Raw genomic sequence first — 13,190 nt, 5'->3', positions numbered from 1 at the left:
GGTTTTGGGGAATACACATCAATATCGCATCCCCGATCCGCTCGCCAATTCAAGGAATAAACAATGAAAATCTTACTTTCGCTTTCGGCATTATGTATTGCTCTACTCAGTTCAAGCGTTCACGCATCTGAGCGTGCTGAGACAGGGTGGGAATTAATAGAGAAAGGTGCATTAGTCGTTGATGTCAGAACACCTGCAGAGTTCGAACAAGGGCATCTAGATAACGCCATCAACTACCCTCTTTCTGAAGTGGCTACTCACTTTGCTAAGATAGATAAAGACCAACCCATCGTGTTGTATTGCCGCAGTGGCAATCGTTCAGGGCAAGCTTATCAGTTCTTGCGTGCTCAAGGGTTTACTCAAATCCATAACGCAGGTGGATTAATCGAAATGCAAGAAAGCCAATAGCTTGAGAGATTAATGACTTTAGAGGCTAATCAGGAAGAGCAGCCTAGCGGATCATCTGTTTGGCTTGATTGATCGAATGGATAATAGAGACACGATCAATGCCCTTCTGATTGGAATCTAAGATTTGAGTCCACGCATCGATCGCTTGTTGATAGCGCATGCTGATGAAGTGATCGGTCGCAATCAGCATCAATGCCGTACGATCATTGGGATCAAGCTGCATTGAGTGATCCAATAACGCATTCACGTCATCGCTCATAGCTTGAGAACTAAGATAGTAAAGTGCCGTTGCTTTGGCTGCATAGAGGCCAGAAGGTGCTTGAGGGTCTAATCGAATCGCATAGTCGTAGCAAGTGAATGCCGCATCGAACTCCCCTCTCTGCATGTACACACCACCAAGCTTAAACCACAAGTCGGATTGATTCGGGTCTTGTTTGAGGCTTTGTTGAAGCTCATCTTCGAAATCTGTCGCCGTGTAGTTATTGCTATCATCCAAAGGAAGTTGAGGTAACTCTTGTTTCAGTTGAGACCAGACCAGCACGCTCAAAGCCACTGCAGTAAGAGAAATCACCACATTGCCTTTTAGATGGCTGCCATTGTTGCTCGCGGCAATAACGACCGCGATCAAAAACAGACTCATTAGTACCAACGCAACCAACAACCAGATATCCATTTCACACTCCTTTTTTATTCCCCTCTACTCTATCGTTTTCATCTCCTCGCTATATTGATCAAGGTTTAGCTATCGATATTTTGACGATCACAGTTCAACGATAAAGTCAGAGCAAGATCCACACATAGCAGGCAATAAAAAACCGAGCACTTAGGCTCGGTTTTTTCATTGGTAAGCTAAATTACTTAACGTAATCGAGATTACTCAGTGTCTTGCTCGCTATCACTTTCAGAGTCAGAAGCATCTGATGCTTGCTCTTCACTTGATTCAGAAACGACCGTTCCTTCTGCATTAACTGTTTCTGCGTTTACTGCGTCAGCATTTGCTTCTTCAGTTTCTTCGCCTTCAACAATCTCAGCTTCTTCTACTTCGTCGATACGTTGTAGACCTACAACATTCTCGTCTTCAGCAGTACGAATCAGTGTTACACCTTGAGTGTTACGACCAACTTGGCTTACTTCCGCTACGCGAGTACGTACTAGTGTACCTGCGTCGGTGATCATCATCATTTCATCGCCTTCTTCAACCTGAACAGCACCAACTACTGGGCCATTACGATCAGAGACTTTGATAGACACTACACCTTGCGTTGCACGGCCTTTCGTTGGGTATTCAGCCAGCTCAGTACGCTTACCGTAACCGTTTTGAGTCACAGTTAGGATATCGCCTTCGTTTGAAGGAACAATCAGTGAAACCACTTGATCGTCTTCTGGGAGCTTCATACCACGAACACCAGAGGCAGTACGACCCATTGGACGTACTTTGTCCTCGTTAAAGCGAACAACTTTGCCCGATTTAGAGAACAGCATGATGTCGCTATTACCATCAGTAATATCAACGCCAATCAGTGAATCATCGTCACGTAGGTTAACTGCGATTAGGCCGTTAGCACGTACGTTTGCGAATTGATCCAGTGATGTCTTCTTAACTGTACCGTCGCCTGTTGCCATGAAGATGAATTTCTCGTTTGAGAATTCAGAAACAGGCAGGATAGCCGTAATACGCTCACCTTCTTCTAGAGGAAGAATGTTAACGATAGGCTTACCACGAGCTGTACGGCTCGCTTGCGGCAATTGGTAAACTTTCAGGCGGTACGTTTTACCACGAGTAGAGAAACATAAGATGTTATCGTGAGTATTAGCAACAAGCAGACGCTCAATGTAATCCTCATCTTTCATCTTAGTTGCACTCTTACCTTTACCACCACGACGCTGAGCTTCGTAGTCGCTTAGGATTTGGTACTTAACGTAACCTGCGTTAGAAAGCGTTACTACCACGTCTTCTTGAGCAATTAGCTCTTCCATGTCGATGTCATGAACCGCTGCTGTGATTTCTGTACGACGCTCGTCGCCATAGATATCACGTACCGCTTCAAGTTCTTCACGGATCACTTCCATCAAACGCTCAGTGCTTGCAAGAATATGCATTAGCTCAGCGATCTCTTCTAGAAGTGCTTTGTATTCGTCTAGAATCTTCTCGTGCTCAAGGCCTGTTAGGCGGTGAAGACGAAGTTCTAGAATAGCTTGCGCTTGAGTTTCCGTTAGGAAGTATTGACCATCACGGATACCGTATTGGTCTTCAAGCCAATCTGGACGAGCTGCATCAGTACCAGCACGTTCAAGCATTGATGCAACGTTACCAAGATCCCAACCACGAGATACTAGACCAACTTTAGCTTCTGCTGGTGTTGGTGCGTTCTTGATCAGTTCAATGATTTCATCAATGTTTGCAAGCGCTAAAGATAGAGCTTCCAAGATATGTGCACGGTCGCGCGCTTTCTTCAATTCGAAGATAGTACGACGTGTCACAACTTCACGACGGTGATCAACAAAACACTTCAACATATCTTTAATGTTGAAAAGTTGTGGTTGGCCATTGTTCAGAGCAACCATGTTGATGCCGAAAGTTGTTTGCAGTTGAGTCTGTGAGTAAAGGTTGTTTAGTACAACTTCACCGACAGCATCACGCTTACATTCAATAACAATACGCATACCATCTTTATCAGATTCGTCACGCAGTGCACTGATGCCTTCAACTTTCTTGTCTTTTACAAGTTCTGCAATCTTCTCGATCAGACGAGCTTTGTTCACTTGATATGGAATTTCAGTAACGATAATTGTTTCTTTACCGTTCTTTTCCATTTCAATGTTCGCTCGTGAGCGCATGTAAACTTTGCCACGACCAGTCTTATATGCATCAACAATGCCCTTACGGCCACTGATTAATGCTGCTGTCGGGAAGTCTGGACCAGGGATGTAGTCCATTAGCTCATCAATAGTGATGTCTTCATTATTGATAAATGCTAAACAGCCATCAACAACTTCGCCAAGGTTATGTGGCGGGATGTTGGTAGCCATACCTACTGCGATACCAGAAGCACCGTTAACCAATAGGTTTGGTATTTTTGTTGGTAAAACTGCTGGTATTTGCTCGGTTCCATCATAGTTAGGAACGAAGTCAACCGTATCTTTATCAAGATCCGTTAATAGCTCACCAGCTATTTTTGACATACGAACTTCGGTATAACGCATTGCCGCAGCTGAATCGCCGTCAACCGAACCAAAGTTACCTTGGCCATCGACTAACATATAGCGTAGTGAAAACGGCTGAGCCATACGAACAATTGACTCGTATACCGCACTATCACCGTGTGGGTGATATTTACCGATTACATCGCCTACTACACGAGCAGACTTTTTATATGCTTTGTTCCAATCATTACCTAGTACATTCATCGCGAACAAAACGCGGCGGTGTACTGGTTTTAGGCCATCACGCACATCTGGAAGGGCACGACCAACGATGACGGACATCGCGTAGTCTAGGTATGAACCTCTAAGCTCATCTTCAATATTTACGGGCGTGATCTCTTTCGCTAGATCGCTCATAGAGCCATTTTCCCTCTATAGTCAGATCGTATTTTTGAATACGTATAAGACCGAAAAATATAACACAAATTTACCTACGGAGGCATCACTTTCCCTCTCCTTTTACCATCTTGTGACCCTTGTAGCCAATCTATTGATGAGAAATTGCACCTCAGCGTCATATCTTGCTGAAACATGGTCACTTTACACCCAATAAACTAGCAAAATTGTAGATCTTCTGGTCAGCAGGAAAAGGCAAGTTATAATGCCTGCAATTTCATGGATGCATTATTTAACTTGGAAATGCCGATTATGACTAAATCACAGAACGTAGACCCAGCAGAAATCAAAAAATTCGAAGACATGGCGTCGCGCTGGTGGGATCTAGAAGGCGAGTTTAAGCCACTACATCAAATCAATCCGTTGCGCTTAAATTACGTGCTAGAGAAAACCGAAGGCCTTTTTGGTAAGAAAGTTCTCGATGTTGGCTGCGGCGGCGGTATTCTGGCTGAAAGCATGGCTGTAGAGGGTGCGGTAGTCACCGGACTAGATATGGGTAAAGAACCGCTCGAAGTCGCTCGTCTGCACGCATTAGAAACCGGCACCAAGCTCGATTACATCCAAAGCACCATTGAAGACCATGCAGAGCAAAACCCACACACTTACGATGTGGTGACGTGCATGGAAATGCTAGAGCACGTTCCTGACCCACAATCAGTTATCTCGGCTTGTTCAAAATTAGTGAAACCGGGCGGCCATGTGTTCTTCTCAACATTGAACCGTAACTTTAAGTCTTACCTGTTCGCTATTGTTGGTGCAGAGAAGTTACTTAAGATAGTGCCAGAAGGTACTCACGACCACGAAAAGTTCATTCGCCCTGCTGAGCTTATCAAAATGGTTGATAACACTCCGCTTCAAGAACTAGGGATTACAGGACTGCACTATAACCCGTTAACGAACACCTACCGTTTAGGCCAAAAAGTCGATGTGAACTACATCGTTCACACTCAAAACTTGGGCTAAAAAATATCGGTAGCCCTACCGTAAAATATTTTGTAAAAAAGACGAATGAAAAGAGTTGCAATTACCATAAGTTTGCGACTTTTTTCAGTCTAAATTTCGTGCGCTAGCTTCCATTTTGACCACCTCGATTTAAATTTAATCGTCCAAAATCCATTGCCTATTTTGCCCAAAGATCAAGGGATTTTTTTTTATGGGCGTGCAAAAATAAAGCATCCTTAAAAGGCGACTTTTGTACAATCAAGTCACGTCTAACGTCATCAGTTAGTGGTCACTTACAGTTTTTTTTCAATCCACCACTTATCCACAAGCAACCCCATTTCTTTACCTTGAAAAATATCAGTTGTAGCACTATCTTGTAACCCAACAAACAAATGACCCCTATATGTTGTGTTTGAACTACAATATATGGGTAGACCAAGATCACAAAGCCGAAACGTAATTTACAAAAATTACACAGAAATACACAAAAACACGGCCTTGTTCAGTTTTGTTAGGGAAATTAAGCAGAATGAACCAACAACTTACTGTTACCAAGCGTAACGGGCGCAAAGAAACGATCGATTTAGAGAAAATCCATCGCGTGATCACATGGGCAGCTGAAGGCTTGCACAATGTTTCTGTATCACAAGTAGAATTGAAAGCTCACATTCAGTTTTACGATGGCATTACCACGACTGACATTCATGAGACAATCATCAAGTCAGCAGCGGATTTAATCTCTGAAGAGACTCCTGATTACCAATATCTAGCAGCACGTCTGTCAGTGTTCCATCTACGTAAAAAAGCGTACGGTGAATACGAGCCGCCTGCACTTTATGACCACGTTGCAAAACTGGTTGATATGGGTAAATACGATAGCCACCTAATGGAAGACTACACGAAAGCTGAGTTCGAAGAGCTTGACGCGTACATCGACCACAAGCGTGACTTAAACTTTTCTTACGCGGCGGTTAAGCAGCTTGAAGGTAAATACTTCGTGCAGAACCGTGTAACAAAAGAAATCTACGAGAGTGCTCAGTTCCTTTACATTTTAGTTGCTGCGTGTTTATTCGGTAAATACCCGAAATCGACTCGTCTTGACTACATCAAACGTTTTTACGACGCATCGTCTACGTTTAAGATTTCTCTACCTACACCAATTATGTCTGGTGTACGTACGCCTACTCGTCAATTCAGTTCATGTGTACTGATTGAGTGTGGTGACAGCCTTGATTCTATCAACGCAACAGCAAGCTCTATTGTTCGTTACGTATCTCAACGTGCTGGTATTGGTATCAACGCAGGTCGTATCCGTGCGCTTGGTTCTGAAATCCGTAATGGTGAAGCGTTCCACACTGGCTGTATCCCTTTCTACAAATACTTCCAAACAGCAGTAAAATGTTGTTCTCAAGGTGGTGTTCGTGGCGGCGCAGCAACAGTGTTCTACCCACTATGGCACGGTGAAGTTCAGTCTCTATTAGTACTGAAAAACAACCGCGGCGTTGAAGAGAACCGTGTTCGTCACATGGATTACGGCGTACAGCTGAACAAGCTTATGTACTCTCGCCTAGTTCAAGGTGGCAACATCAGCCTGTTCTCTCCTTCAGACGTACCTGGCCTTTACGACGCGTTCTTCGAAAACCAAGAGCGTTTTGAAGCACTTTACGTGAAGTACGAAAACGATCCTTCAGTGAAGCGTGAAACGGTTAAAGCCGTTGAGCTATTCTCTCTGCTAATGCAAGAGCGTGCTTCTACTGGTCGTATCTACATTCAGAACGTTGACCACTGTAATACACACAGCCCGTTTGATTCTGAAGTAGCCCCTGTTCGTCAATCGAACCTATGTTTAGAAATCGCGCTACCAACTAAGCCGCTTTCTAACGTAGAAGATGACGAAGGTGAGATTGCACTATGTACGCTTTCTGCGTTCAACCTAGGCGCAATCAACGAGCTAGACGATCTGGCTGAACTTTCTGAACTGGTTGTTCGTGCTCTAGATGCACTACTTGATTACCAAGACTACCCGCTTCCAGCAGCACGTAAGTCGACAATGAACCGTCGTACTCTAGGTGTGGGTGTAATCAACTACGCATACTACCTAGCGAAGAATGGTGTTAAGTACTCTGATGGCAGCGCAAATGGCCTGACTCACCGTACTTTTGAAGCAATTCAATACCACTTGCTAAAAGCGTCTGTTGAACTAGCGAAAGAGCAAGGCCGTTGCCCATCTTTCCACGAGACCAACTACGCGAAAGGCCTACTACCAATCGATACTTACAAAAAAGATATCGACTTAGTATGTGAAGAGCCACTGCACTACGATTGGGACACGCTACGTGAAGAGATCATGGAGCACGGCCTACGTAACTCTACACTGACAGCGCTTATGCCTTCTGAGACTTCGTCTCAAATCTCGAACGCGACTAACGGTATCGAGCCACCACGTGGTTATGTATCAGTTAAAGCGTCGAAAGACGGCATCCTGAAGCAAGTTGTTCCAGATTTCCTAAATCTTAAAGAGAACTACGAGCTACTTTGGAACATTGGTACTAACGATGGTTACCTGCACTTAGTGGGTATCATGCAAAAATTCGTTGACCAAGCTATCTCTGCAAACACTAACTATGATCCAAGTGTTTACGACAGCGGTAAGGTACCAATGAAGCAGCTGCTTAAAGACTTGCTAACAGCGTACAAGTACGGTGTTAAGACGCTTTACTACCATAACACTCGTGATGGTGCTAAAGACGACCAAGGCGATGCAGTTCAAGTGCCGGAAGAAGATTGTGAAGGCGGCGGTTGTAAGATCTAAACCGCAATAAACATTAAGACCCCAGAGAAGTTATCTTCTCTGGGTTTAAAGCATTAACAGGGTCCGTTTTATTGCGGGTCTTTAAAGGATTTGAGGCATTTATGGCTTACAGTACTTTTTCTCAACAAAAAAATGACCAACTAAAAGAACCAATGTTCTTGGGTCAGTCGGTAAACGTTGCACGTTACGACCAACAGAAATTCGAAATCTTCGAAAAGTTGATCGAAAAGCAGCTTTCTTTCTTCTGGCGTCCAGAAGAAGTAGACGTGTCTAGCGACCGTATCGACTACAACAAGCTTCCTGAGCATGAAAAGCACATCTTCATCTCTAACCTGAAGTACCAAACGCTTCTAGATTCTATCCAAGGCCGCAGCCCTAACGTTGCCCTACTTCCTTTGGTATCACTGCCAGAAGTTGAAACTTGGATTGAGACTTGGTCATTCTCTGAAACGATTCACTCTCGTTCATACACGCACATCATCCGAAACATCGTGAATGATCCAGGCGTAGTATTCGACGATATCGTTGAGAACGAAGAGATCCTGAAACGTGCGAAAGACATCGCGTTTTACTACGATGATTTGATCAAGCTGACGGCTGACTACCACCGCTACGGTGAAGGCAACCACAACATCAACGGCGAAGACGTTAAGATTTCACTTCACGACCTGAAGAAGAAACTTTACGTATGTCTAATGTCTGTAAATGCACTGGAAGCGATTCGTTTCTACGTAAGTTTCGCATGTTCATTCGCATTCGCTGAGCGTGAGTTAATGGAAGGTAACGCGAAGATCATCAAGCTAATCGCTCGTGATGAAGCACTTCACCTTACTGGTACACAGCACATGATCAACTTGCTACGTAATGGCCAAGATGACTTCGAATTCATGCAGATCGCTGAAGAGTGTAAGCAAGAGTGTTTCGACCTATTCAAAGAAGCAGCTGAGCAAGAAAAAGAATGGGCAGAATACCTATTCAAAGATGGTTCTATGATTGGTCTAAACAAAGATATTCTTTGCCAATACGTTGAGTACATCACTAACATCCGTATGCAGGCTGTTGGTCTAGGTACTGCTTACCCAGAAGCAACGTCGAACCCAATTCCATGGATCAACGCTTGGTTGTCTTCAGATAACGTTCAAGTTGCTCCACAAGAAGCTGAAATCAGTTCTTACCTAGTTGGCCAAATCGACAACGAAGTAAAAGCTGACGACTTTGAAGGGTTTGAGCTGTAATGCCAACAATCAAAATCAACAAGCTGACTTCTATTGAATCTAACCCTTCAAATACTCTATTGGAAACAATGGAACAAGCAGGGTTAGAGCCAGAATACAACTGCCGAGATGGCCACTGTGGCGCTTGCCGCTGTACGTTGGATTCTGGTGAAGTCGAGTACGTTGGTTTTGCTATGGCTTACACACAAGCCAATGAAATTTTGCCATGCATCTGCAAAGCAAAAACTGAGTTATCGCTGAGTAACGTTCTTCATCGAAGTAAACAGAAACGTGCATAGACTGTTTTTCTTTAACGCATTTTTTCTTTAAGTTCTTTTTATTTAAAGAATATAAGAACTAAAAAGGGTCCGCTTCCTCTAGGAATGCGGACCCTTTTCTATTTATGTCTTTAGGTATCTGAGACGACTTGCCTCTCACTCAACCAAAGCCTTTCTGCTAACTCGCTGCCACAAAGCCAAATCAGACGTTTACTACTGAATAAGGTTCAAAGTCACTGAGCCGATGTAACAAGCGCTTCGGCACTCTCCGCAGCCGTTACACTTATCTTTGTCCACCGTAGGCAACTCCCCTGCTTCGATTTGAATCGCACTTGCTGAACAAGCGGTTTGGCACGCATTACAATCCATTTGCATGTAATTGTTACAGCTATCAGCAAAGCTAGGCTTCAAGTCAATATAAGGCGTGACCGTTGGATGAAGCGCGCCAGTCGGACACACTTCACTGCACTTGTTACACATAGAACAACTGTTGTAATCCAAATTCAGCAGCGCACTGCCCTCTAGCATCTCTATGACACTATTCGGACACGTATGCTCACATAGCCCACAACCGTCGCAAAGACGCTCAAACAGCACCTCATCGACCGCTTTTGGCGGCCTTGCATACGAGCGTTGTGACTTCTCTTCATAATTCGCGGCGGCTTTAACCGGTTTAGAAAGTCGAGTTAAGAAACCACGCCTATTTGAATTTATTTGTTCAGGCATTAATCGATATATAACTTTTTAGTAGCAATGTTTAAATTATATTCAGATGTTAATTGCTCAAGCCAATATATTACATCACTTGATAGCTTCTTATAAAAAGATAACTCTGATGCTGAATTAAATCTCTCTAAATAAACTGATGACCAAGTTAATAAATGAGACTCTAATAATTCACGAGATAAATCAATATTATTATTTTCTAACAAATACGCATGTGCGAGTAGCATTAAACCAAATTGGTCTTCTGGCTCTCTTAAGCCTGTATCTAACTCAATATGATTCAATTCTAAAAACTGTCGATATTCCACAGTCGATGCGCCAAACACAATACGGTCTTTATCGAGATAAACAGAGCCCCAAGGCGGTGCTGGCATGTCGCCAACGCCTTCAAACAGTCGACTAAACTCTGCAGCGAGCGCATCTTCCTGTTCGTTTTGGAGTGCCAGTAAACAATCTTCTGATAAAACTTGGCTCTCTACTAAGGCCTGAACAATATCTATTAACTGTTCTTTATTAGTTGCTTGATAAAATAATGAACCGAGCAATTTATGCGTATCAATAATCATTCTTATTTATACCGTAATTGGTTTAACGACAATTATATAAATAATACGATTGGATTCTTTGATCTGTTTTATACATTCGATTCATAATATTTTAATTCCGATCTTATTTGATGCCAATCAATCAATAATTAGAAATAAAAACACAGAGACTAAACTACCTATAAAGTGCTAGTCATCAATAACAATAGGCATCTTAGAATGACGAATAAGAAAGAATCTGGGGTAATGAATCTTACTCGAAGAGGCTTCATGAAAGCTTCTTCTGCGGTAGGTAGCGCAGCCGCACTCGCGGGCGGTATCGCTTTACCTTTCAAATCCAAACCAGTAGCGGCTGCGGTTGCTGAGAGTGTGGATGAGAAAATCGTATGGAGTGCATGTACTGTAAACTGTGGCTCTCGCTGCCCATTACGTATGCATGTGCAAAACGGTGAAATCAAATACGTAGAAACCGACAACACTGGTACTGACGAATACGGTCATCACCAAGTTCGTGCTTGTCTACGTGGTCGCTCTATGCGCCGCCGTGTTTACAACCCAGATCGCCTGAAATACCCGATGAAACGTGTGGGTAAACGTGGTGAAGGTAAATTCAAACGTATTAGCTGGGAAGAAGCTTACGATGAAGTTGCTGGCACCATGCAACGCCTTATCAAAGACTACGGTAACGACACCATCTACCTAAACTACGGGACAGGTACACTTGGCGGTACAGTAACTAAGTCTTGGCCACCAGCACAAACGCTGATTGCTCGTCTAATGAACCTAAGTGGTGGTTATCTAAACCATTACGGTGACTACTCAACAGCGCAAATCGCGAAAGGCTTGAGCTACACCTACGGTGGTTGGGCAAACAACAACTCTTTCTCTGACCTAGAGAACACCAAGCTTAACATCCAATTTGGTAACAACCCTGCCGAGACACGCATGTCTGGCGGCGGTCTGATCCACCACTATGTAGAAAGCAAAAACAAATCGAACGCAAGAACGATTATCATCGACCCTCGCTACACCGATACTGCCGGTGGCCGTGAAGATCAATGGATCCCAATTCGTCCTTCTACAGATGCTGCATTGGTAGCGGGTCTTGCACACGTAATGATCACTGAAGACCTTGTCGATCAACCGTTCCTAGACAAATACTGTGTCGGTTACGACGAGAAAACTCTGCCTGCATCGGCGCCTAAAAACAGCGACTACAAATCTTACATCCTAGGTTTAGGTGAAGATGGCGTAGAGAAGACACCAGAATGGGCTTCTAAGATCACCGGTATTCCCGTTGATACTATCGTCAAGCTTGGTCGCGAGATGGGCACGGCGAAACCATGTGCGATTCACCAAGGCTGGGGCTTACAGCGCACTGCGAATGGTGAGCTAGCGTGTCGTGCAATCGCAATGCTGTCATTACTAACCGGTTCTGTGGGTGTGTCTGGCGGTTCAACAGGCGCTCGTGAAAGTGACATCAACATTCCGTTTGTTCGCTTCCCTACTGTGCCAAACCCAGTTGAAACTTCAATTTCAATGTTCATGTGGACAGACGCGATTTACCGTCACCATGAAATGACCGACATCACTGACGGTGTTCGCGGTGCAGAGCGCCTTAAGAACCCAATCAAAATGATCTGGAACTACGCAGGTAACTGCATCATTAACCAACACTCAGACATCAACAAGACTCACGCGATTCTTCAAGATGAAAGTGCGTGTGAAATGATTGTTGTGGTTGATAACCATATGACTTCTTCAGCGAAATACGCCGATATCATCCTGCCAGACTTAACAACGTCTGAGCAAGACGACTGGTGTATGGATGGTAAAGCAGCGAATATGCCTTACTTCATCTACGCGCAGAAAGCGATCGAGCCTCAGTTCGAAGCGAAATCTATCTATGAAATGTGTTCTCAATTAGCGAAGCGCATGGGCGTCGAAAAAGAGTTCACTGAAGGTCGTACACAAGAGCAATGGATTGAGCATCTTTACGCTGAAACTCGTAAGAACGATCCAACACTGCCAACCTTCGAAGAGATGAAAGAGCTGGGTATCTACAAACGTAGCTATGACCACCACTACATCGCTTACGAAGATTTCCGCAAAGATCCTGAAGCGAACCCACTGACAACACCAAGCGGCAAGATCGAGATCTACTCAGAGCAACTGGCTGATATCGCGAAGACTTGGAAACTGAAAGAAGACGAAGTAATTCACCCACTTCCCGTTTACGCGGACTCTTTTGAAGGTCACAACGACCCACTAGCAGAGAAGTACCCACTTCAGCTAACTGGTTTCCACTACAAGGCTCGTACTCACTCGACTTACGGCAACGTTGCAGAAATCAAAGCAGCAGCACCGCAAGAGTTATGGATCAACCCGATTGATGCTCAAGAGCGCGGTATTAAAAATGGCGATATGGTGAGTATTTTCAATGACCGTGGCGAAGTTCATATTCCAGCGAAAGTGACACCTAGGATTCTTCCTCGAGTTGTCGCACTAGGCGAAGGTGCATGGTACGCACCAGATGGTCAGAAGATCGACCATGCAGGCTCCATCAACGTGCTGACGACTCAGCGCCCGAGCCCACTTGCTAAGGGTAACCCTCAGCATACAAACCTAGTTCAAATCAAAGCGCTAAACAAAGCATAAGGTAGGT

General features: G+C 44.1%; 10 protein-coding genes. 6 read left to right on the top strand and 4 right to left on the bottom strand.

Annotated elements, in window-relative coordinates; translation table 11 throughout:
* Positions 1–63: 63 nt before the first annotated feature.
* Positions 64–408, top strand: coding sequence for a rhodanese-like domain-containing protein (locus AC3CHU_RS06145; RefSeq protein WP_102540736.1), 345 nt, complete (start codon positions 64–66; stop codon positions 406–408).
* A gap of 43 nt (positions 409–451) precedes the next feature.
* Here AC3CHU_RS06145 and AC3CHU_RS06140 read toward each other — a convergent pair whose 3' ends face one another.
* Complete coding sequence (locus tag AC3CHU_RS06140; protein WP_372244022.1) at positions 452–1,081, bottom strand: TPR domain-containing protein; 630 nt, start codon at positions 1,079–1,081, stop codon at positions 452–454.
* 200 nt (positions 1,082–1,281) lie between these two features.
* Positions 1,282–3,969: a DNA topoisomerase (ATP-hydrolyzing) subunit A gene (gyrA, locus tag AC3CHU_RS06135; protein ID WP_004733368.1), complete on the bottom strand. Its 2,688-nt coding sequence runs from the start codon at positions 3,967–3,969 to the stop codon at positions 1,282–1,284.
* Between the two features lie 258 nt (positions 3,970–4,227).
* Between gyrA and ubiG the strand changes: the two genes are divergently transcribed.
* The 4 genes from ubiG (at position 4,228) to yfaE (ending at position 9,275) form a co-directional block, all read left to right on the top strand.
* Positions 4,228–4,971 (top strand): bifunctional 2-polyprenyl-6-hydroxyphenol methylase/3-demethylubiquinol 3-O-methyltransferase UbiG, encoded by a 744-nt coding sequence (gene ubiG, locus AC3CHU_RS06130; protein ID WP_017078713.1) that lies wholly within the window; start codon positions 4,228–4,230, stop codon positions 4,969–4,971.
* 508 nt (positions 4,972–5,479) lie between these two features.
* The gene (nrdA, locus tag AC3CHU_RS06125; RefSeq protein ID WP_108176287.1) at positions 5,480–7,762 is read left to right on the top strand and encodes a class 1a ribonucleoside-diphosphate reductase subunit alpha; all 2,283 of its coding nucleotides are present in this window, start codon (positions 5,480–5,482) and stop codon (positions 7,760–7,762) included.
* Positions 7,763–7,863: 101 nt separating this feature from the next.
* On the top strand, positions 7,864–8,997 hold the full coding sequence (nrdB, locus tag AC3CHU_RS06120; protein ID WP_004733365.1) for a class Ia ribonucleoside-diphosphate reductase subunit beta: 1,134 nt from the start codon (positions 7,864–7,866) through the stop codon (positions 8,995–8,997).
* Positions 8,997–9,275: a class I ribonucleotide reductase maintenance protein YfaE gene (gene yfaE / locus AC3CHU_RS06115; protein WP_017078714.1), complete on the top strand. Its 279-nt coding sequence runs from the start codon at positions 8,997–8,999 to the stop codon at positions 9,273–9,275. The genes nrdB and yfaE overlap by 1 nt, the downstream gene beginning before the upstream one ends.
* A gap of 192 nt (positions 9,276–9,467) precedes the next feature.
* Here the strand turns inward: yfaE and napF are convergent, their stop codons facing one another.
* Together napF and AC3CHU_RS06105 are read right to left on the bottom strand one after the other, a co-directional pair.
* Positions 9,468–9,980: a ferredoxin-type protein NapF gene (napF, locus tag AC3CHU_RS06110; protein ID WP_054547353.1), complete on the bottom strand. Its 513-nt coding sequence runs from the start codon at positions 9,978–9,980 to the stop codon at positions 9,468–9,470.
* Positions 9,980–10,546, bottom strand: a complete 567-nt coding sequence (locus AC3CHU_RS06105) for a molecular chaperone TorD family protein (protein WP_488525243.1) — start codon at positions 10,544–10,546, stop codon at positions 9,980–9,982. The genes napF and AC3CHU_RS06105 overlap by 1 nt, the downstream gene beginning before the upstream one ends.
* A 198-nt stretch (positions 10,547–10,744) precedes the next feature.
* Between AC3CHU_RS06105 and AC3CHU_RS06100 the strand changes: the two genes are divergently transcribed.
* A complete protein-coding gene (locus AC3CHU_RS06100; protein WP_171330959.1) occupies positions 10,745–13,183 on the top strand; it encodes a DmsA/YnfE/YnfF family dimethyl sulfoxide reductase in 2,439 nt (812 codons plus the stop codon).
* Positions 13,184–13,190: the final 7 nt, after the last annotated feature.

The organism is Vibrio sp. QJM3NY_39 (genome assembly GCF_057785895.1).
This window is presented reverse-complemented; position numbering and strand designations above follow the sequence as displayed.